Origin of the sequence: Streptomyces sp. NPDC058579, from assembly GCF_042718575.1 — a bacterium.
Taxonomy (GTDB): Bacteria; Actinomycetota; Actinomycetes; order Streptomycetales; family Streptomycetaceae; genus Streptomyces.
This window is the reverse complement of record NZ_JBHXPI010000001.1, coordinates 570,989-592,607: the sequence shown is the minus strand read 5'-3', so window position 1 is coordinate 592,607 and position 21,619 is coordinate 570,989. Positions and strand designations below refer to the sequence as shown.

Sequence of the window (21,619 nt, the reverse complement as noted above, 5' to 3'; positions counted from 1 at the left end):
GCAAGAGAGGGAGGCCGGGCGCGTGTCCAGGCTGACGGGGTGGTGGAGCGGGCGCGGCAGTGCGGCCAAGGTCGAGCTGTACACCCGGTGGAGCTTCCACTTCTTCATGCTGATCGAGATCGCCGCCATCGGTCTCGTACCGATCGCGGACTCCAGGTACAACCCGCTCACCACCCCCCTCGGCTTCGCGCTGACGCTGCTCGTCTGCGCGCACGCCGTGCTGAACGCCGTGCTCTCCTCGCGGGCCCTCGACTGGGCCCTGGACCGGCGCGAGCGGCCGGTCCGGCTCGCGATCGCGGTCGTCGTCCTGACGGCCGGCGGCGCGCTGACGGTGCTCGCGCTGCGGGCCACGGGCGTGCTCCGCGACCCCGCCGTCGCCGCCGCCGTCGTCACCGGCATGATCACCTTCGCCATGGGCAGCCTCGTGCTCTGCGTCCGCAGGCCCCGCCGGATGCTGTACGTCGTCCCGGCCGGCGCGCTCGCGACCGGCGTCGCCGTCGTGGCGATGGGCATCCACCCGGGCGAGGGCCTCGGCTACGCCGTCGCGATCATCCTGGGCGGGGGCGGCCTCGCCGCGGCCTGCGGGTTCTCCGGCTGGCTGATGAAGATCGTCTGGGAGCTCGAGAACTCCCGCGATCTGAAGGCCCGGCTCGCGGTCGCCGAGGAACGGCTCCGCTTCGGCCGCGACCTGCACGACGTCATGGGCCGCAACCTCTCGGTGATCGCCCTCAAGAGCGAGCTCGCCGTGCAGCTCGCGCGGCGCGAACGGCCCGAGGCCGTGGACCAGATGATCGAGGTGCAGCGGATCGCGCAGGAGTCCCAGCGGGAGGTACGGGACGTGGTGCGCGGCTACCGGGAGGCGGACCTGCGCGTCGAACTGGAGGGCGCGCGCGGGGTGCTCGGGGCCGCCGGCATCGACTGCGCGATCGACCCGGTGCCCATGGAACTCCCGGCCGGCGTCCAGTCGGTGCTCGGCTGGGTGGTGCGGGAGACGACGACCAACGTGCTGCGGCACGGCGACGCGCGGCGGTGCGCGATCTCGCTGCGGGAGAAGGACGGTTCGGTGCTGCTGACGGTACGGAACGACGGCGTACGGGAAGGGGCGGTGATGGAGCGCGGCTCGGGCCTCGCGGGGCTGCGGGAGCGGCTCGCGGCGGTGGACGGGACCCTGGAGGCGGGACCGGACGACGGCGGCACGTTCCAGGTGACGGCGCTGGTGCCAGTCCCCGTACAGGGGCGGGGAGCGGAGTCGTGACCGTACGCGTGCTGCTCGCCGACGACGAGCATCTGATCCGGGGCGCGCTCGCCGCGCTGCTCGCCCTTGAGGACGATCTCGCGGTCGTCGCCCAGGCCGCCACGGGACCCGAGGCGCTCGCCATGGCCCGCGCCCACCGGCCCGATGTCGCCGTCCTCGATCTGCAGATGCCGGGCCTCGACGGTGTGAGGGTCGCCACAGCCCTGCGGGACGAACTGCCCGACTGCCGCACCATGATCGTCACCAGTCACGGCCGCCCCGGCCACCTCAAGCGGGCCCTCGCGGCCGGCGTGCGGGGCTTCGTGCCGAAGACCGTCAGCGCCCAGCGACTTGCCGAGATCATCCGTGCCGTACACGCCGGAAACCGTTACGTGGACCCGGAGTTGGCGGCCGACGCGATCGCCGCCGGGGACTCCCCGCTGACCGCGCGCGAGGCCGAGGTCCTCGAACTCGCGGCCGACGGCGCGCCCGTCGCGGAGATCGCCGAGCGGGCCTCGCTCTCGCAGGGGACGGTCCGGAACTACCTCTCCTCGGCCGCCGCGAAGCTCGGTGCCGAGAACCGTCATACGGCGGTGCGTCTCGCACGCGAGAAAGGTTGGGTATAGTTGGCCCCGCGCTACGGCGCATGCGGACGTGGCTCAGTTGGTAGAGCATCACCTTGCCAAGGTGAGGGTCGCGAGTTCGAATCTCGTCGTCCGCTCCATGAAAGAAGCCCCCGGTCCTCTCGGACCGGGGGCTTCTTCGTGCGTTCCGGGTTTCTACCGCCAGGCGTTGCCGGTCAGGAGCTCGTACGCCTCGATGTACTTGGCGCGGGTCGCGTCCACGATCTCCTGCGGGAGCGCGGGCGGCGGCTGCTCGCTCGTACGGTCCCAGCCGGAGGCCGGGGAGGTCAGCCAGTCGCGCACGAACTGCTTGTCGTACGAGGGCTGGGCGCGGCCCGGCTGCCACTGGTCGGCCGGCCAGAAGCGGGACGAGTCGGGGGTGAGCACCTCGTCGGCGAGGATCAGCCGCTCGCCCTCCTCGGTGGACGCGAAGCCGAACTCGAACTTGGTGTCCGCGAGGACGATCCCGCGCTCGCGGGCGATGTCCCGGGCCCGGCCGTAGACGGCGAGCGTCGTCTGGCGCAGCAGGGCGGCGGTCTCCGCGCCGACCTGGCGGGCGACCTCCTCGTACGACACGTTCTCGTCGTGGTCGCCGACGGCGGCCTTGGTGGCCGGGGTGAAGATCGGCGCGGGCAGCTCGGAGCCGTCGGTGAGGCCCTCGGGGAGCGCGAGACCGCAGACCGTACGGGACTCCTTGTACTCGACCAGGCCGGAGCCGGCCAGATAGCCGCGAGCCACGCACTCGACCGGCACCATCTTCAGGGACTTGCAGACGAGGGTGCGGCCCGCCCAGTCGGCGGGGGCGCCGGCCGGGACGTCGGTGGAGATGACGTGGTTCGGGACGAGGTCGTCGAGCAGGTCGAACCACCACAGGGAGAGCTGGGTGAGCACCCGCCCCTTGTCGGGGATCTCGGTCGGCAGGACCCAGTCGTACGCGGACATGCGGTCACTGGCCACCATCACGAGCTCGCCGGCCTCGTTCTGGTAGAGGTCGCGCACCTTGCCCGTGTGGAGGTGGGTCAGGCCCGGGACCTGAACGGGCTCGGGCTTTTCTACGAATCCGGACACGGTTCCTCCGCGTAGGTTGATCCAGGAACAGGTCGATTCTCTCGCACCCGCCCGGCCGCCGGACCATCGGCCCCTGGAACGCGCTGGTCAGTCCCTCGGCTGATCAGTCCCGCTTGCAGATCCTGTCCAGAAGGTTCGCCGTGGCGCGCTGGATCCGCTCGTCGACATGGCCCGGCCGGTCCAGGGCGGGCGACCAGGCGAAGGTGCCCGAGGCGAAGACCCACGCCCCGGACGGGGCGCGGTAGAGCGAGGTCTCCTGGTGGCGCAGGGCGCCCTCGCTGTCCCGGTACGGCGAGTGGGCGAGCAGCATGCGGCCCTGGTGCTCGGGGAGCGCGGTGCGCGGGAAGTACCGGTCCGCCTCGCCCGCGACCAGGCCGGGGATCTCGTCCCCGTCCCCGGCGCCGGTGGCCTCCCAGAGCCAGTGCTCCGCGTTCCGTACGACCAGCGGGTGCGGCTCCGGCACCCGGCCCGCGTACTGGATCCCCAGCAGTTGCTGCTCCGGGCGGTCGATCTCGCGCCAGAGCGCGGAGCGGCCGGGGCCGCGGCGCTTGCGGCAGGTGAGGAGCCGGTCGGGCACTCCGGACGGGGACGGGCCCAGCTCCACCTGCCAGTACATGGTGTTGGCGGAGAGGAAGACGAGCGAGGTGCCCTGCTCGCGGGCGAGTTCGACGGTCCGGCGCATGGGGACGGACCAGTACTCGTCGTGGCCGGGGAAGACCAGGCCCCGGTAGCGGGTCGGGTCGACGCGGCCGGCGTGCAGGTCGCGGGTCTCGGCGTAGGCGAGGTCGTAGCCGTACCGCTCGGCCCAGCGGATGAAGTCGTAGGCGTGCCCGACGTGGAGGGGGAGGCCCGCGCCGGCGTAGGGGCGGTCGAAGGAGACGGTGATCGCCGCGTCCTCCTCGCCGAGGAGCCGGCCCTGCTCGTCCCACGCGTGGTAGAGGCTGGCGCCGGTCCTGCCGTCCTCCGGATAGAGGTTGTACGCCTGCCAGGTGATGTCCGGGAGGACGAGGAGGAGGTCCGCGGGGTGGTCGTCGCGGACGGTGAAGGGGATGTGGGAGCGGTAGCCGTCGGCGGTGGTGAGCACGGCGACGTACGCGCCGATCGACCAGTGGGCCGGGATCTGGAGCCGCCAGGACTGCCACCAGTGGTGGCAGGAGACCGTGCGGTCGGCGGTGAGCGGGGCCGGCTGGACGATGCCGGAGAGCCGGGGGCTCGTGGTGATCTTGGTGGCGCCCTCGCCGGCGTAGTGACCGATCCGGTAGATGTCGACCGAGAACTGCTGCGGCGGGTCCACGGTGATGTGGAAATCGATCGCCTCGCCGGGGGCCACCGCCCCGCTGGAGACGAACCCCTTGATCTGGCCCCGTACGTCGTCGGCGGTGCGGGGGCCTCCGCTCCCGCCGCGGGCCAGGGTCTCGTCGGCGTACCAGGGGACGACCTGGCCCGTGGCGTCGAAGTAGTTCTCCGAGCCGCGCAGCCAGGGCAGCGGGCCCTGGCCGAACGGGTCCGTGACGGCGTGGGCGAGCGCGCCCGACTCCCACCGCCTGATCTGGTCCGCCCCCATGTCGCGCCCCTCCCTCGACTCCCCCGCGCGCCGTTGTCATGTGCTGCTGTCAGTGCCGGTCTCCAGCACATCACATAACGCACGCACTCCGTCACCGTTCGTCGCGAATTGACGTGAAACGGAAGGTGCGCTTCCGCGTTCGAGCCGTCCTCAGGGCGCCTCAGACGAGGCGGACGGGCTTCTCGGGGCGTACGCCGGTCTCCGCGAGCCAGGCGCTGAGGGGGTCGGGGTCGCCGTCCTCGACGAGGGCGAGCACGCGGGCGGTCAGGTCCGTGCTCCGCACGCCGCCGACGAGGAGGGCGGGCCCGTCGAGCCAGTCGAGGCCGGGGGCGGCGCCCGCGGTGTCCACGGCGGCGCAGCAGACCATCGCCGTGACGTGGTCGGCGAGCAGGTCCCGCCCGGTCCGGGGCGGCTGCAGCGGGAAGAGCGGCAGCGCGTCGTCGCCGAGGGCGTCGGCGTGCGGCGCGGGCTCGGCGGCCACGGGCCGTGCGGCTTCCTCGCGCGCCACGTGGGCGGTGAGGGCGGCGGCGAGGGCATCGGCGGCGGGGTTCGCGGCGAGGGGCTGCTCGGGGTCGGGGTGGGGCTCGGGGTCGTGGTCGGGGGCGGGGTGGGGGTCGGGGTGGGGGTCGGGGTGGGGCTCGGGCCCGGAGGCGGGCTCGGGGTGGGCCTGGGGCTCGGGCACCTGCCCGGGCTCCGGGTTGGCCGAGAGGTGGGTCAGGACGCGGGTCAGGGTCGGGCCGTCCACGTTGTCCGTACCCGTGGCCCTGCCCGTACTCGTACCGATTCCCGTACCCGTGCCCGTACCGATTCCGGTACCCGTACCGGCGGACGGGGTCCGCCCGGCGCCCGGGGCGGTCGGGAGGACGCCCAGTTCGTCGAGGACCTGGTGGAGGCGGGCCGCGTCGCTGCGCCACTTCCGGTCCACGACCTCCTCCGGGTACTGGCTCCAGTCCACCGGGGACCAGTCAGGGCCTGGCTCCGCCGGGCCGCCGTGGAAGAGGCGGGCGGCGAGCAGCGAGGCGGCCTCGTCCACGGCGCCGGGCTCTTCGAGCAGGTCGCAGGCAGGGCGCTCGCCGAGCCGGGAGGCGAAGCCGTCGGCGAGGCGGTCCCGGCGGGAGAGCTCGGTGAGGGCCGCGACCACGCCCACGTCGAGGCTGGCGGGCCAGCGGCCCATCCGCCAGGCGGGCAGCGCGACGCGGGTGAGCAGCCGGTCCCAGCCCGCGTAGGCGAGGCCGACCTGCTCCTGGGCGACGATCCGGATTCCGTAGTCCACAGCCTGTGCGCGCTCGGAGCCGGCCACGGCGACGCCCCGCTCCATCTCGGCGGCGTGCCCGCGGCTCATCCGCAGCAGCACCCGGGCGACCGACGCGATCCCGCGCGCGCCCAGCCTGCCGACCGGGCCGAGCCCGGGGTTGCGGGGAGCGGCGACGGCCGCGTCGAGACCCTGCACGAAGCGGCGGGCCGCAGCTATGTCGGGGTGTGCCGCCGGAGCCGTACCGGCGACGACGGGGGCGAGGACCGCGCGCAGCTCGCCGACGCGCATCCACCACAGGAAGGGCGAGCCTATGACCAGGACCGGCGCGTCCGTGGAGCGCCGCAGGCCCGCCGTACGGCCCGAGTCGTGCGCCGGGTGCGTACGGTCTTCGAGCCAGCTGTCGCAGTCCGGGGTCAGGGCTATCGCGGAGGGCGCGGGGACGCCGAGCCGGTCGGCCAGGTCCCGCACCATCCGGTACAGATCGGGGGCGGACCGCTCGGAGAGCTCGACCGTCGGTGTGACGGCGGGCCGGGAGCGCGCGATGACCACGGCGACGGCCGCCGCCGCGAGCAGGACGACCAGCGCGAGCACCGTGGTGAAGCCGCGGGCCGCGTCCCAGCCGGGTCCGGTCATGTGACCGGTGACCCCGCCCGCGTACAGGATCACCGCCGCTGCGGCGGGGAGCAGCGCGACGGCCAGCGCCCTGGCGCGGACGCGGAGCACGGCGAGCGCCCGGGTGCGCGCGGCGCGCACACCCATCTCCTCGCCGACAACGGAACCGGAGCCGCTACCGGACACGCCGTTCATCACCCCCTCCTGCCCTTGTCGGGACTGCCTGTGGCGGTGTTGGTCACTCCCCCACTGTGGCACCCGCCACTGACATCGCAATGCCGGTGGGCCAAGTGCCGGAACGCCTTCGCCGCACCCTAGTTGGGGGTTCGGCGGGCGTCATCCGGATGGCTCAGCCGTCACTCGATGGAATGGCTTTGGGTAAAGGTGATGACGGTCCTGGGCGGTTAGGGGTTCACTCCCCCGCGGCCTTGCGTGCGATGTCCGTACGGTGTTGCGAGCCGTCCAGACGGATGCGGGCGACCGCCTTGTACGCCCTCTCGCGGGCGCGCGCCAGGTCCTTTCCGGTCGCGGTGACGGAGAGGACGCGGCCGCCGGCGCTCACGATCGCGTCGCCGTCCCGCTTGGTCCCGGCGTGCAGGACGTACGCGTGCGGGGCATCCTGTGCCGCCACCTCGTCCAGGCCCTCGATCGGGTCGCCCGTCCGCGGGGTCGCCGGGTAGTTGTGCGAGGCGACGACGACGGTCACGGCCGCGTCGTCGTGCCAGTTCAGCGGCGGTTCGTTGTCGAGGGTGCCGTTGGCGGCGTTCAGCAGGACGCTCGCGAGCGGGGTGCGCAGCCGGGCGAGGACGACCTGGGTCTCCGGGTCGCCGAAGCGGGCGTTGAACTCGATGACCCGTACGCCACGGCTGGTGATCGCCAGACCCGCGTACAGCAGGCCCTGGAAGGGGGTGCCGCGGCGGCGGAGCTCGTCGACCGTCGGCTGGAGGACGGAGGCCATGACCTCTTCGACCAGCTTGGGGTCGGCCCAGGGCAGCGGGGAGTAGGCGCCCATGCCGCCGGTGTTCGGGCCCTCGTCGCCGTCGAGCGCGCGCTTGAAGTCCTGCGCGGGCTGCAGCGGCATGACGGTGACGCCGTCGGTGATCGCGAAGAGGGAGACCTCGGGGCCGTCGAGGTACTCCTCGATGACGACCCGGGCGCAGGCGAGGGCGTGGGCGCGGGCCTCCGCGAGGTCGCTGGTGACGACGACGCCCTTGCCGGCCGCGAGACCGTCGTCCTTGACGACGTACGGAGCGCCGAAGGCGTCGAGCGCCTCGTCGATCTCCTCGGCCGTGGTGCAGACGTAGCTGCGGGCGGTCGGGACGCCGGCCCCGGCCATGACGTCCTTGGCGAACGCCTTGGAGCCCTCCAGCTGCGCCGCCTCCTTGGACGGGCCGAAGCAGGGGATGCCGGCCGTGCGGACGGCGTCGGCGACGCCCGCGACGAGCGGGGCCTCCGGGCCGACGACGACCAGGTCCGCCTGGAGGTCGGCGGCCAGCCGCGCGACGGCGGCGCCGTCCAGCTGGTCGACGGGGTGCAGCTCGGCGACCTCCGCGATTCCGGCGTTGCCGGGCGCGCAGTGCAGAGCGGTGACGTCGGGATCGAGGGAGAGAGAGCGGCACAGGGCGTGTTCGCGGGCGCCGCCGCCGATGACGAGGACCTTCACGCCAGCCAGGGTAGCCCGCGTGGCCGGATGACCCTTGTGCGGGCCACCGAGCGAGACGCTCCTACTCGTTCGTGTATTCCTCCACAACGGTCGCCCCGAGCTCGCGCACGATCAGGTCGTGACCGGAGAGCGCGGAGTCGACCAGGTCCGGGTCGTCCTCCTCGGGCACGTCGTCCTCGGGCGCGACGGGCACGGGGGCGGGGGCGGCGGGTGCGTTCTGGACGGGAGGCGCGGGCGGGGCGGCGGGCGGGGCCTGCGGGGGCTGCTGCGCCGGGGCCCACTGCTGCTGCGGAGGCGCGGCGGGGGCTTGCGCGGCCGGGGCGGGAGCGGCCGGACGGCCGCCGCCGAAGCCGGTCGCGGCGGGCGGCGGGTTCGCGCCGCCCGAGGGGTCGATGATCGCCTCGATCTTCCACTGCACGTTGAACTGGTCGGCCAGGACCTGGCGCAGGACGTCCTCGCTGCCGCTGCTGGCGAAGTTGTCCCGCGCGCCCGCGTTCAGGAAACCGAGCTGGAGGGTGGTGCCGTCGAACCCGGCGACCTGGCCGTTCTGGCTGAGCAGGATCCACGTGAAACGGCGCTTGTTCTTGACGGCGTCGAGGATCGACGGCCACATGTTCCGCACCTGGGCGGCGCCTTGGGCCATGTCGCCTGAGGGGGCTTGCGCGGCCGGGGCGGGCGCGGCGGCCGGCGCGGGCGCCTGAGGAGCCGGGGCCGCGGGCGCCGAGGCACCTGGCCAGGTGCCGGGGGCGGGCGCGCCGGGGGTGGCGGCACCGGGCCAGGCACCGGGCCGGGGCCCGCTCTCGGGCTGTACGGGAGCGGGTGCGGGGGCCTGCTGGACCGGAGCCGGGGCCTGCTGCACAGGCGCGGGTGCGGGTGCGGGTGCGGCTGCGGGCTGCACAGGCTGCTGCGGCGGAGGCGGCGGGGCCATAGGCGTATGGGCGTCGGGCCCGGGGACGTACCCCATGGCGGGCGCGGGCGAACCGGCCGTAAAGACAGCGGCGGGGGCGGCCGCGGCACCACGCTCGAGCCGATCGATCCGGGCCTGGAGCGACCGCTCGTCGTCGAAGGCGGCGGGCAGCAGCACGCGCGCGCAGATCAGCTCCAGCTGGAGCCGGGGCGAGGTGGCCCCGCGCATCTCGGTGAGGCCCGTGTTGACGAGGTCGGCCGCGCGGCTGAGCTCGGCCGCGCCGAAGACGGACGCCTGCGCCTGCATGCGCTCGACGACGTCCACCGGGGCGTCGATGAGCCCCTTCTCGGCGGCGTCCGGCACGGCGGCGAGGATCACCAGGTCGCGCAGCCGCTCAAGCAGGTCGGCGACGAACCGCCGGGGGTCGTTCCCGCCCTCGACGACCTGGTCGACGACCTCGAAGGCGGCGGCCCCGTCACCGGAGGCGAAGGAGTCCACGACGGAGTCGAGCAGGGACCCGTCCGTATAGCCGAGAAGAGAGGTCGCCATGGCGTATGTCACACCGTCGTCGGCGGCGCCGGCGAGCAACTGGTCCATCACGGACATCGAGTCACGCACGGAACCGGCGCCGGCGCGCACGACGAGCGGCAGCACGCCGTCCTCGACGGGAATCCCTTCGCGCCCGCAGACCTCGCCCAGGTACTCCCGCAAGGTGCCCGGCGGCACGAGCCGGAACGGATAGTGGTGCGTCCGGGACCGAATCGTCCCGATGACCTTCTCGGGCTCGGTCGTGGCGAAGATGAACTTGAGGTGCTCCGGCGGCTCCTCGACCACCTTCAGCAGGGCGTTGAAGCCCGCCGAGGTGACCATGTGCGCCTCGTCGATGATGTAGATCTTGTACCGGCTGGAGGCGGGCCCGAAGAAGGCCTTCTCCCGCAGGTCACGGGCGTCGTCCACGCCACCGTGGGAGGCGGCGTCGATCTCGATGACGTCGATCGACCCCGGCCCGTTCCGCGCCAGGTCACGGCAGGACTGGCACTCGCCGCAGGGCGTGGGAGTGGGACCCTGCTCACAGTTCAGACAGCGCGCGAGAATGCGCGCACTGGTCGTCTTGCCACAGCCCCGGGGCCCGCTGAACAGGTACGCGTGATTGACCCGGTTGTTCCGCAGGGCCTGCTGCAACGGGTCGGTGACATGCTCCTGCCCGATGACCTCGGCGAAGGACTCGGGACGGTAGCGGCGGTACAGCGCGAGAGACGACACGTATACGAGGTTATAGGCGCCCACCGACAACCCGGGAACGCAAGCGCCCCTCACGCACCCGCCAGAGCCGACCTACCCTTGCTGCCTTCCGGCCCTGGGGGAGTTCAGTCAGATAGCGCCACGTGAGGGGCTCCGCCAAGGGTACCTGATCCCAGACCCCCGTGACCCCCGCTCCCGACCACGGGAACCCCCTTCTGGATCACGTTCGCGAGCACCCCTCAACGTCTTGTATTGTTTGCGGCGGAGGATTCGCCTAGTGGCCTAGGGCGCACGCTTGGAAAGCGTGTTGGGGGCAACCCCTCACGAGTTCGAATCTCGTATCCTCCGCCAGCCCGAAGGGCCGGATCGCGAAAGCGGTCCGGCCCTTCGGCGTTTGTGGGGTGTGGGGTCTCAGGCTGCGGCCCGGTCGGGTGCCGGCGCCGGGGTGGGGTCTTGCGGTGGTGGGGGCAGGGCGTGGAGTCGGCTCACGGGGGACAGGGCCAGCGCGATCAGGATGGTGGCGGAGCCGATCGCCGCCACCGTCAGCGCGCCGTGGGCGCCGAGCCGGCCGGACAGCAGGCCCGCGGACAGGCCGCCCAGTGCGCCGCCGCCGAAGAGCAGGGTGCGGAAGACCGCCGTCATCCGGCCCATCATCGACTGCGGTGTGGAGGCCTGGCGCAGGCTGACGATGATGACGCCCGCGACGCCGAGCCCGAGGTAGGTGGTGAAGAAGGAGAGGACGAACATCCCCACCATCACCGGCCGGGGGCCGGCGGCCAGGACTATCAGCGTCGGGCCGGCGAGAACGGCCGACTGGGACACCAGGTAGGCGAGACCGAGGCGGAAGCGCCGGATGACCCTTCGGGAGATCGCCGCGCCTATCAGTCCGCCCACGGAGGCGGTCGCGAAGACGCCGCCGAGGGTCGTGGGGCTCAGGCGCAGGTCGTGTGTTCCGTACAGCAGGAACATGGTCCACACGGCGATCATGGAGAAGTTGCAGCAGAACCCGATGAGCGCGAGGGACCGCAGCACCGGGTTCTTCAGGACCCAGCGCAGGCCGTCCCGGAGTTCGGTCGGCACGTGCCGACGTGCGGCCGGGGGTTGGGGGCGGGGTTCGGGGGTGCGGATCAGGAGAAGCGAGACCAGGGACACCAGGTAGGAGAACGCGTTCACGATCAGCGCCACGGGTGCGGTCAGGGCGCCGATCAGGACACCGGCGAGCCCGGGTCCCGCCACGTCGGCCGCCGATGAGCTCATGCCCATCTTGGCGCCGGCTTCGACATAGTGCTTGGGGTCGCGTACGAGTGTGGGCACGTACGACATCCAGCTGACGTCGAACAGCACCGAGGCGACGCCGACGGCGCAGGCGATCGTCAGGAGCGAGGCCATGCTCAGCGCGTCCGTCCAGTACAGGACGGGCACGAGGGCCAGCAGGACCATCCGGACGAGGTTGGCGCCGAGCATGATCCGCCGGCGCCGTGCGCGGTCCACCCACACCCCGAAGACCAGGGCGAGGCCGAGGTACGGGACGAGTTGCAGGAAGCGCAGGACGCCGACCTGCTCGTCGGTGGCGTCGAAGGCGAGGATCGCGGTCAGCGGCAGGGCGAGGTTCGTGACCTGTGCGCCGAGGAGCGAGATCGTCTCGCCGAGCCAGAACTTGAGGAAGTCACCGTTGCGCCAGAGGCTCTCCGTGCCGTCCGGGGAGGGTTTCACGGTGCGTGTCTGTGTGTCCGTCATCGCCGTCCCTGGCCGACGAGTTCCGCGACCGCGTCGGCGACGTGGTCCACCTCTTCCTCGGTGTTGTAGTAGTGCGGCGACAGGCGCAGACACCATTCGATGCCCTTGTCCGCGAAGTCGAGCTGCGCGAACTCACGGAAGCTGAGCGCCGAGTTGATGGAACGGGCGTCCAGGGCCGCCTTGAACGGCTCCGGCTGCCAGCCCTCCACGCCGAAGGTGACGAGCCCGGCGAGGCGCCGGCCCCGGTCGAGCACACGGACCCCCGGGATCACGGCCAGCCGGTCGCGGAGCCGGGCCGCGAGCATGGGTGTGCGCTGCTCGATGGCCTCGATACCGACCTCGCGGGCGTACCGCGTCGCGGCGGCGCTGCCGAGCACCGTGGCGTACGGCAGCTCCCACTCCTCGAACCGGGTCGCCGTCCCGGCGGGCTCGTAGCGGCCCGGCTCGGTCCAGCGGGCGCCGTGCATGTCGATGAACAGCGGTTCGTAGCCGGCGCGCAGGACGCGATCGGAGACGTACAGGAATCCGGAGCCGCGCGGGCCGCGGAGGAACTTGCGGCAGGTGGCGGTGAGGAAGTCGCAGCCGATCTCCTCCACGTCGAGGACGAACTGGCCCACCGATTGACAGGCGTCGACCAGGTAGAGCAGGTCCAACTCGCGGCAGTGGCGGCCGATCTCGGCCACCGGCGAGACCAGGCCCGAGTTGGTGGGGACATGGGTGGCGGACACCAGGCGCGGGCGGTGCGTCCGCATCAGCGCGGCCATCGCCTCCACGTCGACCCCGCCCTCGGGTGCGTCGGGCGCGTGGACGATGCGTACGCCGAAGCGCTTGCGCAGGGACAGGAAGGCGATCTGGTTGGAGACGAAGTCGTCGCGGGTGGTGAGGATGACGTCGTCCGCCTCGAACGGGATCGACGACAGCGCGTTGGAGTAGGCGTGGGTGGCGCTGCCCGCGAAGGCGATGTTGTCGGCCGTGGTGTTGATGAGGGCGCCGATCTCCGCGTAGAACTCGCGGACCTCGGCGGCCCGGGCGGCCGCCGCCTCGTAACCGCCGATCCGGGCCTCGAGGTTCAGCTGGCCGACCATCGCGTCGAGGACCGGGGCCGCCAGCAGGCCGGAGCCCGCGTTGTTGAAGTGGATGACCTGCCGGCACCCCGGGGTGTCGGCCCGCAGGGCGGCGACGTCCAGCTGAAGTGCTTCCGAAGCAGAGCCAGTAGCGCTATTCTTGTCTGTCATGAATGACGGTAGCACTTCTGGGGAGTTGGCCGACAGTCTCCGTACGCTGCTCTCCCGGCTCTCGCCCGGCGACCGGCTGCCGAGCAGCCGGGAACTGATCAAGGAGTACCGGGTCGGCCCCGCGACCGTGGCGCGGGCCATCGCCGCACTGGCCGCCGAGGGCGCGGTCGTGACCCGGCCGGGCAGCGGTACGTACGTGGCTCAGCGCACCCGGCTCCTAGACGAGGCCACCGGCACCGCCACCGACACGGACTGGCAGACGGTCGCCCTCACCGACCGCGCCGTCGACACCCACCTGATCGCCGACCCGCTCGGACCGCCACCGGCCGGGACGATCACCTTGGACGGCGGTTATGTGCACCGCTCGCTCCAGCCCACCCGGGCCCTGAGCGCGGCGCTGGCGCGGGCGGCACGCCGTCCGGACGCCTGGGACCGAGCCCCGGCCGGCGGCCTGATGGCGCTGCGTACCGTGTTCGCCCGCATCATCGGCGGCACGGTGGCGCCGGAGGACGTGCTCGTCACCGCGGGCGGGCAGAGCGCGCTCTCGATCGCGTTCCGGGCCATCGCCGGGCCCGGCAGCCCGGTCCTGGTGGAGTCCCCGACCTATCCCCGGGCGCTGGCCGCGGCCCGCGCCGCGGGGCTGCGGCCGGTGCCGGTGCCGCTCGACGCCGACGGCGTCCGGCCCGACCTGCTGGCCGACGCGTTCGCGATGACCGGCGCGCGACTGCTGTACTGCCAGCCGACCTACCAGAATCCGACCGGCACCGTCCTCGCACCCGAACGCCGCCGCCAGGTCCTCGATGTGGCGCGCGCTTCGGGCGCGTTCGTGATCGAGGACGACTTCGCGCGCCACCTCGGACACGGCGGCGGCCCGGTGCCGCGGCCGCTGGTGGCCGACGATCGCGACGGCACGGTCGTCCACGTGACCTCACTCACCAAGCCCGCGGCGCCGAGCCTGCGGATCGGGGCACTGGTGGCCCGCGGACCGGTGATGGAGCGCATGCGGGCGGTACGCCTGGTCGACGACTTCTTCGTCACCCGCCCGCTCCAGGAGGCCGCGCTGGAGGTCCTCAGCTCCCCGTCCTGGGAACGGCACGTCCGCGCTCTCGGTACGGCGCTGCGTGAGCGGTGCGCCGTGCTGACCGCCGCGATCGCCCGGGAAGTCCCCGGCGCAACCCTGACCACGGTCCCCGCGGGCGGACTCCACCTGTGGGTCCGCCTGCCGCCCGGCGTGGACGACACCGTACTGACGAGCGCCGCCCGGCAGCGCGGCGTCGCCGTGAGCGCCGGCAGCCGCTACTTCGCCACCGAGCCACCCGCAGCCCACCTGCGCATCGGCTTCGCCGCCACAGCCGACCACGCCGAACTGACGGAGGGCGTACGCCGGTTGGGGGGTGTGGTCGCGGATCTGCGGGCGTGACTGGGGGCGGGACTGGGTGCGGGAGTGCGGGCGTGACTGGGGGCGGGAGTGCGGGCGTGACTGGGGGCGGGAGTGCGGGCGGGAGTGCGGGCGGGACTCCGGGCGTCGATAGGTGGGGAGGCGCCGTCTCCGACGACCGTCACCGTGGAGCCGTCGGCCTTGAGGCGGAAGGCGATGCCGCGGGAGGCGAGCGCGACGTACTCCCCCGGCGCCCCGGGGATGGCCTCGACCGCCTCCAGGTCGACCGTCTCCCCGCCCACCCAGGTGAGCAGGGTGACGCTGTCGGAGCCGTCCAGGTGCGTGATCCGGGAGAGCCGCTGCTGCCCGGTCCGCTTCTTGTCGTGGACGGCCAGCAGGTTCACGCCGCTTCCGTCCGCCGTACGGCCCTCGTACGCGAGTCCGCTGACGCCGCTCCGGGCGTCGCCGCCGAACTTCTGCCACGCGCCGTCCGCGCCGGCCGGGGCGGTGCCGGTGCCGAGGACCGTCAGCAGGGTGGCGGCTGCCACGCGAGTGAGGTCGTGCGCCGCCGCCTCCGTACCGTAGGGAGTTCCACCTGGTCGCCCACCTTCTGTCCAATGCCCGATGTCCGATCAGACGCGAGATCGCGAAAGGCGCACTCGACGGGCGCACGCAAAGCACCGGCGGGCACAGCCTCGCCCTGGTCCTGATCTACCGGATGCGGGTCCGCTGGGCCTCGACCTTCTGCCGCATCGGCTCGGTGATCACCCCTACGGGGCGAGGCGCAGGGCGAGGCCGTCGAGGATGACGTCCAGGCCGTACGCGAACTTGGCGTCGCGGGTCTCGACCGGGTCGGGGGCTGCCAGGGACTGCTGGTAGGAGTCGGCCAGGTGGGCGTGGTCGGACGCGGCCTGCTGGGCGGCGGGGGCGAGGCGGGCGATGAAGTCGGCCTCCGTCTCGCCGGAGCGCGCGACCGTCGTGAGCCAGGCCGCCTCCGTCGTGCTCATGCCGATGACGTACGCCAGGAGGCTCTCGATCGCCCGGCTGGGCTCGGGAAAGCCGACGGCCGTGAAGAGGGCCGCCAACCGCTCCGAGTACGCCATGAGGTTGGGGCCCAGGTAGGCGAGGCCCGCCTGGCCGAGGACCGAGGCCAGCCAGGGGTGGCGCAGCGCCGACGCGCGGAACGAACCGGCGGCCTCGATCGCGGCGGCGCGCCAGTCCGGACTGTCGGCGGGCGGTACGGAGATCTCGCCGAAGACCTCGTCGACCGCGAGCTCCATCAGCTCGTCCTTGGTGGCGACGTGCCGGTAGAGGGAGGTGGCGCCGGCGTTCAGGCGGGCGCCGAGCTTGCGCATGCTCAGCGCCTCGATGCCGTCGGCGTCCAGCATGACGATCGCCTCGCGGACGATCGAGGCGCGGCTGAGGGCGGGCTGCTCGGCGGCGGACTGCTGGCGGGCCCAGACGGACGGGATGGGGTTGGCCGGGTTGGCCGTACTGGCCGTACTGGCCCTGTCCGTTGGGTTCATCGGGTTCTTTGGGCTCGTCGGGTTGGGCTTCTCGGCCATGTGAACCTCCGCGATGGCTGCGTACAGCGTGCGCATTCAGCGTACAGGAGCCAGGGCTTGCGCACGGTGTACGCGTCTGCGTACAGTGTTCGCATCGAAGGAACACCGTGCGCAGCCAAGAGGAACACGAGGAACTCCCATGGAAACCGTCCGCAATCCACGCCGCTGGTGGATCCTGCTCGTGCTGTGCCTCAGCACGCTGGTCCTGGTCGTCGACAGCATGGCGCTCACCGTCGCGGTCCCCTCGATGACCGCGGACATCGGCGCGAGCGCCACGGACATCCAGTGGATCCTCGACTCCTACATCCTGGTCTTCGCCGGACTGCTGCTGACCTCCGGAAGCCTGGGCGACCGGTTCGGGCGGCGGAAGGTCATGATCATCGGCCTGCTGCTCTTCGGGCTCGCATCACTGGCCGCGACCTTCTGCGACGACCCCGGTGAGGTCATCGCCGTACGCGTCGCGATGGGTGTCGGCGGCGCGCTGATCATGCCCTCGACGCTGTCGATCCTCATCACCGTCTTCGACGAGGACGAGCGCAGCAAGGCGATGGCCGCGTGGGGTTCGGTGTCGATGCTCGGCCTGGTCGGCAGCCCGGTCCTCGGCGGCTTCCTGATCGACCACTTCTCCTGGCAGTCCATCTTCCTCATCAACGTGCCGGTCGTGATCCTGGCCGTCGTCGCCGCGCTCACCCTGATGCCCGAGTCCAAGGGCCCCTGGCAGAAGCCGGACCCGCTCGGTGCGATCCTGTCGGCGGTCGGCATGACCGCGCTGATCTGGTGGATCATCGAGATCCCGCAGCACGGCGCCTTCGAGGGCCGGGGGCTCATCACGCTGGTGATCGCGGTCGGCGCCCTCGCCGGGTTCGTGATCTGGGAGAACGTCACCGCGTCGCCGATGGTCCCGCTGGTCCTCTTCAAGCACCGTAACTTCAGCGGCGGTTCGCTCTCGCTGACCCTGGTCCAGATCGGCAACGGCGGCCTGCTGCTCGTCCTGACCCAGTACCTGCAGTTCGTGCTCGGCTACTCCCCCGTCAAGGCGGGCCTCGCCTTCGTCCCGCTCGCCGTCGCCGCCCTGATCGGCAACGCCGCCGGCGCCGGGCTCGCCGCGAAGGTCGGTTACCGGCCGCTGGTCGTGAGCGGCCTGCTGGTGATGGCCGGCTCGTTCGGCCTCCTGACGACCGTCGACGCGGCCTCGGGCTTCACGGTCCCGGCGATCGGCCTGGGCCTCCTCGGCCTCGGCGCGGGTCTCGCCATGCCGGCGGCGGTCGGCGCGCTGATGGGCACGATCCCGGAGGAGAAGGCGGGCGTGGGTTCCGCCATGAACGACACGATCCAGCAGGCGGGCACGGCCCTCGGCATCGCGATCCTCGGCTCGCTCCTCTCCAGCCGCTTCGCCTCGGAGATGCCCGCCGACGCCCCGGAGCAGGCCAAGCACTCCATCGGCGGCGCGCTGGCCGCAGCGGGCGAGGACGGCACCCTGGCTCACGCGGCACGGGAGGCCTTCACGACGTCCATGTCGGCGACCTTCACGATCAGCGCGATCGGCGTCCTCGCGGCGGCGGTGCTGGCGGCGGCGGTGATGCGGGACGGGAAGCCGAAGGCGGGGGATGAGGCGGAGCTCGCTTCCGAGCAGGAGCTGGCTGCCTGACGACGGCGAGCGCGCGAGCGAGCGCCGAACGGCACACGGTGGAAGGCCCCGACCGGGGAACGGTCGGGGCCTTCGCCGTACCTCCGTACTGGCGGCTGATGTGGTGATGTCACCGGTTCGAGGGGTCCGAGCAGGCAGTGACGTTCCGCCCGCCACTTCGTTCCGTGATCGCTGGAACACTTTCCGCTACGCCCTGTCGGGGGCGTTCTCAAAGTGGAGGAAACGTGCGGAAATTGACGACGATGGCGGTGGCGGCAGCGCTGTTCCTGGGTGGAGCGGGGGCGGCGGTGGCGGATTCGTGGCAGAAGCCGGATCCACTCCGCACCACCGGAGCGTGGTTCTCCGACTGGTCGTACACCTGGGAACCCAAGGGGCAGAACCACGGCGGATTCCACTTCAAGGGCGACCTGATGGACAAGCTTCCCAAGGACGGACACAACGTGTACGTGCAGGCCAAGGTCGAGGGCTACAGCTGGAATCGGTTCAACGGGGTCCAGAAGAAGTCCGTCCACCTGGACAAGATCGTCTACGACGGCGCCGCCCAGTACACGAGTACGGCGGAGATTCGCGTCTGCCGCGATCGCGGGTCCCTCCGCCCAGACAACTGCTCGTTCACGAATCCGTACAAGCGCCAGTAGTCCCACAGCCACCCCATTAGGGAGCAGCACTTCCATGAACGCCATCCTCCGCGCCGAAGGCGTGGACCTCTTCTACGGGACGCACCGGGCCGTCAATGGTGTGGATTTCTCCCTGAAGCGCGGGGAGGTGGCGGCGATCATGGGGAGCAGTGGTTCCGGAAAGTCGTCGCTGCTGTACTGCCTGGCCGGGGTGCTCCCGCCCACGTGCGGCACCCTGACGTTCGACGGGCTCAGGCTGTCTTCCCTCAACGACGACGAACTGAGCACGCTGCGCCGCGAGCGGTTTGGGTTTGTCTTCCAGTACGGGGAGTTGCTGCCCGAACTGACGGTGGAGGAGAACGCCGCGCTCCCCCTGCGCCTCGCCGGCCAGCGGAAGGCGCCCGCACACGCGGCGGCCGGCGAGGTGCTCGGACGGCTGGGCATGACCGAGCTGTTGCAGCGCAGGACCTCGCAGCTGTCCGGTGGGCAGAGCCAGCGGGTGGCCGTCGCGCGGGCGCTCGTGCATCGGCCGGACGTGGTGTTCGCGGACGAACCGACCGGTGCGCTCGACAGCGTCAACGCTTCGGCCGTACTGGAGGAGTTCCTGCGGCTCGCCCGGGATCAGGGGACCGCCGTGGTCATCGTCACGCATGACGCGAGCGTGGCCGAACACGCCGACAGCCGATACACGATGACCGACGGGATTCTGAAGTGAACCCATTCCTGCTCGGAATTCGCCTGCTGTGGCACGGTGGGCGCAGGAATCGGGCCCGCTTCCTGCTGATGACGATGGGCTGCGCCATCGGCGTGGCCTGCCTGGCTGCGGTGCTGTCCATCCCCACGGTCCTCGACGCCCACGACGCCCGATCCGCGGCGCGTGAACCCGAAACACGATTCGAGTTGAAAGACGGCTGGTCGACCGCCGACACCATTCAGCGCACGTTCGAGGACGCATACGGTTCCCAGCCGCTGCGTCGCGTGTTCGTCGCCAGGTCGGTCTCGGGCCCCGCTCCGGTTCCTCCTGGCATCGACAGGTTGCCTGCCGCAGGCGAGGTGATCGTCTCCCCACGGCTGCGCGAGGTCCTCACGGAGGAGCCCGGCATCGCCGGGCTCCTGCCCGGCAAGGTGACCGGCACGATCGGGCCTGAGGGATTGGCCGGTCCCGACGAGCTGTACGCGTACATCGGAACCACCCACGCACAGGTTCCGGACCCTCAGCGGGTGGACCACTTCGGCTCGTGGTACTCCAGGTTCGAGGTCATTGATGAATCGACCCTCGACATCCTGAGGTTCACCCTGGGCTGCGTCGTACTGCTCCCCTTAGCAGTCTTCCTGTCGGTATGTGCCCGGCTGTCTGCCGAGTCGCGTGCTCGGCGACTCGCCTCGCTGCGTCTCGTCGGACTCAGCGTCAAGGACACTCTGCGAGTCAGTGCCGGCGAGACCGTAGCCGCCGCATCCCTCGGGGCACTGCTCGGCGTCGGCGGGTACCTGATCGCCAACGAGATCATGGCGAGGATCGGACTGCCCGGACTCCACTGGTACCCGGCTGATGGACGCCCTGAGGCAACGACACTCGCCGCCTGCCTGTTCTTGTGCCCGGCCCTCGCCTCGGTCGTCGCACGCCGCAGCGCCCGGGCAGCTGCACTCACCCCGCTCAACGTCCGACGCACCGGCGAACACAGGCCACCCAAGCCGTACGGCATGCTCCTGCTGATCCCCGGGCTCGGTGTCATCGGCGGCTACTGCGTGCTCAGCGTGTTGGGGAGGGACCCGTCCGGTGGTTCTGCCAACAGCCTCCTCGTCCCCACAGCCGTGCTGCTGACCGGGGCCGGATTGGTCTTCGGGCTTCCACCGATCACGATGTGGCTCGCCCGTCGGCTCGCGGGCACCACACGATCGCTCCCACTGGCACTCGCGATGCGCCGCGCCGAGGTCGAACCGGGTGCCTCATTGCGCGTGATCACAGGCCTCGTCCTGCTGATCTTCGCTGCCTCCCTGACTCAGGGCGTTCTGATCGAACTCGATCAGGTCAGCCGCCGCACCGCACCCGTGCAGGAGTACGGCGTGCCCCGCGACGGACTCACAGCGGATCAGGTCGAGAGGTTGACGAAGGCCGAAGGCGTGCTGGCGCACGCCACCACTATGTCCTCCGCAAGCCCCGCGGACGGGAGCACCGCGGCCTCGGTTTACGCCGTAGTCGCCACATGCGACCAACTCACCGCCTTCGTCGCCTGGTCGAGCGGCTGCAAAGAAAGTCAGGTCCTGCGGCTGCACGACGCCGACCTGCTGGGGAATGTGAACGCACAGCCCGGACGCAGCTTCCCGTTCCACCTCAGGAGTCGGGATTTCACCCTCACCGTCCCGAAGGAACAAGTGGAGCTGCGAGGCTTTGACCCCTCGGCCTTCGGTGCGGACGTGCTGATCCCGCCCTCGCTCGTTCCGGCCGGCGACTTGCCGAAGGATTCCGAGCTCGTCCTCCTGAGCAAGTCGGACCCCCAGACCGTCCGCACCGTCCTCGACGCCATCGGCGCCATCGCCCCCACCGCCGAGGTCAAACCCGTCGGGATCGTCGTCGAGTCCCTCGCCCAACTCACCGTCATCCGCAGTCTGCTCGCCGCCGGCATGGTGCTCGGCCTCGTCATCGGTGTCGCCGCGTTCGTCGTGTCCGTGGCTGATCGGGCCATGGAGCGGCGGGGGCAGGTGGCCGCGCTTGTGTTGCTCGGGGCTCGGGCCGGGACGTTGCGGGTGGTGCAGTGTGTGCAGGTGGTCGTGCCGCTGGGGGTGGGGTTGGGGGCCGCCGTGGTGACCGGGTGGCTTGCCGAGTCGAGTTATCTGATCACCGGGGGTGGGGCCGTGCACTGGGACTGGAGTGGGTTGCCGCTGCTGCTCGCCTGCTGTCTCGGGGTGCTCCTCGCCGCCGGGGTCTCCGCGCTGCCGCTCGTGCGTCGGCACGTCGACCCCGAGCACATTCGGCGGGATTAGCCGCCAGGCCTTAGGCGGCGGTCCAGTTCCTCCGCCGCCGGCTCGTAGCCCGCGTCCGCGATCCGTTGCAGCTCGCGGAGGTCGCCCGCCGCTGCCGCGCGGCGGGTCAGGAGGGAGCCGGCGTGCATGGATCCCTCGTCCAGGAGTTCGCTCAGCTCCTCGACCTCGCCCGCCTCGTCGGCCAGGTCCGCCAGGCGGTCCAGGGCCGTCTCGTTGCCCGCGTCGGCCAGGTCGCGCAGGGTCTGTTTGTCATGGTTCGGGTTTGTCATGACACCCATGCTGCAACCCT

16 protein-coding genes, 2 tRNA genes and 1 other RNA gene are annotated in these 21,619 nt (G+C 71.8%); 9 read left to right on the top strand and 10 right to left on the bottom strand.

The annotated features are described in order from the left end of the window. Nucleotides 1-22: 22 nt before the first annotated feature. From ACFWRO_RS02810 to ACFWRO_RS02800, 3 genes are all read left to right on the top strand, one after another. Nucleotides 23-1,255, top strand: a complete 1,233-nt coding sequence (locus ACFWRO_RS02810; RefSeq protein WP_384503613.1) for a sensor histidine kinase — start codon at nucleotides 23-25, stop codon at nucleotides 1,253-1,255. Next, complete coding sequence (locus tag ACFWRO_RS02805; protein ID WP_384503611.1) at nucleotides 1,252-1,860, top strand: response regulator; 609 nt, start codon at nucleotides 1,252-1,254, stop codon at nucleotides 1,858-1,860. The genes ACFWRO_RS02810 and ACFWRO_RS02805 overlap by 4 nt, the downstream gene beginning before the upstream one ends. A gap of 22 nt (nucleotides 1,861-1,882) precedes the next feature. Continuing rightward, nucleotides 1,883-1,958: transfer RNA gene (locus ACFWRO_RS02800), tRNA-Gly, on the top strand. Between the two features lie 55 nt (nucleotides 1,959-2,013). Here ACFWRO_RS02800 and ACFWRO_RS02795 read toward each other — a convergent pair. The 6 genes from ACFWRO_RS02795 to ffs form a co-directional block, all read right to left on the bottom strand. Continuing rightward, entirely contained in the window at nucleotides 2,014-2,925 is a 912-nt protein-coding gene (locus ACFWRO_RS02795; protein ID WP_384503609.1) for a phosphoribosylaminoimidazolesuccinocarboxamide synthase, read from the bottom strand. 103 nt (nucleotides 2,926-3,028) lie between these two features. Then, nucleotides 3,029-4,489: a N,N-dimethylformamidase beta subunit family domain-containing protein gene (locus ACFWRO_RS02790; RefSeq protein WP_384503607.1), complete on the bottom strand. Its 1,461-nt coding sequence runs from the start codon at nucleotides 4,487-4,489 to the stop codon at nucleotides 3,029-3,031. 160 nt (nucleotides 4,490-4,649) lie between these two features. Beyond that, a complete protein-coding gene (locus tag ACFWRO_RS02785) occupies nucleotides 4,650-6,551 on the bottom strand; it encodes a hypothetical protein (protein WP_384503605.1) in 1,902 nt (633 codons plus the stop codon). 217 nt (nucleotides 6,552-6,768) lie between these two features. Then, nucleotides 6,769-8,019 (bottom strand): phosphoribosylamine--glycine ligase, encoded by a 1,251-nt coding sequence (gene purD, locus ACFWRO_RS02780; protein ID WP_384503604.1) that lies wholly within the window; start codon nucleotides 8,017-8,019, stop codon nucleotides 6,769-6,771. Nucleotides 8,020-8,080: 61 nt separating this feature from the next. Then, the gene (locus tag ACFWRO_RS02775) at nucleotides 8,081-10,189 is read right to left on the bottom strand and encodes a DNA polymerase III subunit gamma and tau (RefSeq protein ID WP_384503603.1); all 2,109 of its coding nucleotides are present in this window, start codon (nucleotides 10,187-10,189) and stop codon (nucleotides 8,081-8,083) included. A gap of 36 nt (nucleotides 10,190-10,225) precedes the next feature. Then, nucleotides 10,226-10,324, bottom strand: an RNA gene (gene ffs / locus ACFWRO_RS02770) — signal recognition particle sRNA small type. A 107-nt stretch (nucleotides 10,325-10,431) separates the two neighbouring features. Between ffs and ACFWRO_RS02765 the strand changes: the two genes are divergently transcribed. Next, a tRNA-Ser gene (locus tag ACFWRO_RS02765) sits at nucleotides 10,432-10,519 on the top strand. Nucleotides 10,520-10,579: 60 nt separating this feature from the next. Here ACFWRO_RS02765 and ACFWRO_RS02760 read toward each other — a convergent pair. Further along, complete coding sequence (locus ACFWRO_RS02760; RefSeq protein ID WP_384503601.1) at nucleotides 10,580-11,905, bottom strand: MFS transporter; 1,326 nt, start codon at nucleotides 11,903-11,905, stop codon at nucleotides 10,580-10,582. Beyond that, nucleotides 11,902-13,140: an aminotransferase class V-fold PLP-dependent enzyme gene (locus tag ACFWRO_RS02755; RefSeq protein WP_384503599.1), complete on the bottom strand. Its 1,239-nt coding sequence runs from the start codon at nucleotides 13,138-13,140 to the stop codon at nucleotides 11,902-11,904. Before ACFWRO_RS02755 ends, ACFWRO_RS02760 begins: the two co-directional genes overlap by 4 nt. Between ACFWRO_RS02755 and ACFWRO_RS02750 the strand changes: the two genes are divergently transcribed. Beyond that, nucleotides 13,139-14,560, top strand: a complete 1,422-nt coding sequence (locus ACFWRO_RS02750) for a PLP-dependent aminotransferase family protein (RefSeq protein ID WP_384503597.1) — start codon at nucleotides 13,139-13,141, stop codon at nucleotides 14,558-14,560. The two genes, ACFWRO_RS02755 and ACFWRO_RS02750, sit on opposite strands and share 2 nt — an antisense overlap. A 728-nt stretch (nucleotides 14,561-15,288) precedes the next feature. Here ACFWRO_RS02750 and ACFWRO_RS02745 read toward each other — a convergent pair. Then, nucleotides 15,289-16,044, bottom strand: coding sequence for a TetR/AcrR family transcriptional regulator C-terminal domain-containing protein (locus ACFWRO_RS02745; RefSeq protein WP_384503746.1), 756 nt, complete (start codon nucleotides 16,042-16,044; stop codon nucleotides 15,289-15,291). Between the two features lie 178 nt (nucleotides 16,045-16,222). On the opposite strand from ACFWRO_RS02745, the gene ACFWRO_RS02740 reads away from it, so the two are divergent. The 4 genes from ACFWRO_RS02740 to ACFWRO_RS02725 all read left to right on the top strand — a co-directional run bounded on the left by ACFWRO_RS02740 (nucleotide 16,223) and on the right by ACFWRO_RS02725 (nucleotide 21,330). Then, nucleotides 16,223-17,731: an MFS transporter gene (locus tag ACFWRO_RS02740; RefSeq protein WP_384503595.1), complete on the top strand. Its 1,509-nt coding sequence runs from the start codon at nucleotides 16,223-16,225 to the stop codon at nucleotides 17,729-17,731. A 224-nt stretch (nucleotides 17,732-17,955) separates the two neighbouring features. Further along, nucleotides 17,956-18,369 carry a hypothetical protein gene (locus ACFWRO_RS02735; RefSeq protein WP_384503594.1) on the top strand — a complete coding sequence of 138 codons (414 nt, stop codon included), beginning with the start codon at nucleotides 17,956-17,958 and terminating at the stop codon, nucleotides 18,367-18,369. Between the two features lie 34 nt (nucleotides 18,370-18,403). Continuing rightward, nucleotides 18,404-19,063 (top strand): ABC transporter ATP-binding protein, encoded by a 660-nt coding sequence (locus ACFWRO_RS02730; protein ID WP_384503593.1) that lies wholly within the window; start codon nucleotides 18,404-18,406, stop codon nucleotides 19,061-19,063. After that, nucleotides 19,060-21,330, top strand: coding sequence for an FtsX-like permease family protein (locus tag ACFWRO_RS02725; protein WP_384503591.1), 2,271 nt, complete (start codon nucleotides 19,060-19,062; stop codon nucleotides 21,328-21,330). Before ACFWRO_RS02730 ends, ACFWRO_RS02725 begins: the two co-directional genes overlap by 4 nt. Here the strand turns inward: ACFWRO_RS02725 and ACFWRO_RS02720 are convergent. Further along, complete coding sequence (locus ACFWRO_RS02720) at nucleotides 21,327-21,599, bottom strand: hypothetical protein (protein ID WP_384503589.1); 273 nt, start codon at nucleotides 21,597-21,599, stop codon at nucleotides 21,327-21,329. The genes ACFWRO_RS02725 and ACFWRO_RS02720 overlap by 4 nt on opposite strands. Between the last annotated feature and the right edge of the window lie 20 nt (nucleotides 21,600-21,619).

Excerpts from the sequence above, each read along its gene's own strand:
- ACFWRO_RS02755 (WP_384503599.1), bottom strand. The coding sequence starts at position 13,140 with ATGACAGACAAGAATAGCGCTACTGGCTCTGCTTCGGAAGCACTTCAG.
- ACFWRO_RS02720 (WP_384503589.1), bottom strand. The coding sequence starts at position 21,599 with ATGACAAACCCGAACCATGACAAACAGACCCTGCGCGACCTGGCCGAC.
- ACFWRO_RS02760 (WP_384503601.1), bottom strand. The coding sequence starts at position 11,905 with ATGACGGACACACAGACACGCACCGTGAAACCCTCCCCGGACGGCACG.
- ACFWRO_RS02740 (WP_384503595.1), top strand. The coding sequence starts at position 16,223 with ATGGAAACCGTCCGCAATCCACGCCGCTGGTGGATCCTGCTCGTGCTG.
- ACFWRO_RS02745 (WP_384503746.1), bottom strand. The coding sequence starts at position 16,044 with ATGAACCCAACGGACAGGGCCAGTACGGCCAGTACGGCCAACCCGGCC.
- ACFWRO_RS02750 (WP_384503597.1), top strand. The coding sequence starts at position 13,139 with ATGAATGACGGTAGCACTTCTGGGGAGTTGGCCGACAGTCTCCGTACG.
- ACFWRO_RS02730 (WP_384503593.1), top strand. The coding sequence starts at position 18,404 with ATGAACGCCATCCTCCGCGCCGAAGGCGTGGACCTCTTCTACGGGACG.
- ACFWRO_RS02785 (WP_384503605.1), bottom strand. The coding sequence starts at position 6,551 with ATGAACGGCGTGTCCGGTAGCGGCTCCGGTTCCGTTGTCGGCGAGGAG.
- ACFWRO_RS02790 (WP_384503607.1), bottom strand. The coding sequence starts at position 4,489 with ATGGGGGCGGACCAGATCAGGCGGTGGGAGTCGGGCGCGCTCGCCCAC.